The organism is Rhizobium sp. ARZ01, assembly GCF_014851675.1.
In the GTDB taxonomy this organism is placed as follows: Bacteria; Pseudomonadota; Alphaproteobacteria; order Rhizobiales; family Rhizobiaceae; genus Mycoplana.
Genome location: NZ_JACVAE010000015.1, coordinates 1 through 346, shown reverse-complemented (window position 1 = coordinate 346; position 346 = coordinate 1). Strand labels below are relative to the sequence as shown.

Sequence of the window (346 nt, the reverse complement as noted above, 5' to 3'; positions counted from 1 at the left end):
GCTGCACCCGTTCCCATTCCGAACACGGCCGTGAAACGCCCCAGCGCCAATGGTACTTCGTCTCAAGACGCGGGAGAGTAGGTCGCTGCCAGGTCTGCTAAAGGCAAATGAACAATCTTCTCGACACCGTCGGCCCAAGCCGATCAAAAGGGCCGCGCAAAGCGGCCTTTTGTGTTAGAATGCATACGCAATAACGCGGGGTGGAGCAGCCCGGTAGCTCGTCAGGCTCATAACCTGAAGGCCGCAGGTTCAAATCCTGCCCCCGCAACCACTGAAGCTTGAATATTTTGCCATTCAAGTCGTTTTGCCGAAAGCTCCTCCGCGTAAGCGTCGAGGAGCTTTTGTT

At 56.1% G+C, this 346-nt stretch carries 1 tRNA gene and 1 rRNA gene; both read left to right on the top strand.

Annotated features, from left to right (window positions below):
• Positions 1-94, top strand: a 5S ribosomal RNA gene (gene rrf, locus IB238_RS24315); the annotation flags it as partial.
• Positions 95-194: 100 nt separating this feature from the next.
• A tRNA-Met gene (locus IB238_RS24310) sits at positions 195-271 on the top strand.
• The last annotated feature ends 75 nt before the right edge of the window (positions 272-346 follow it).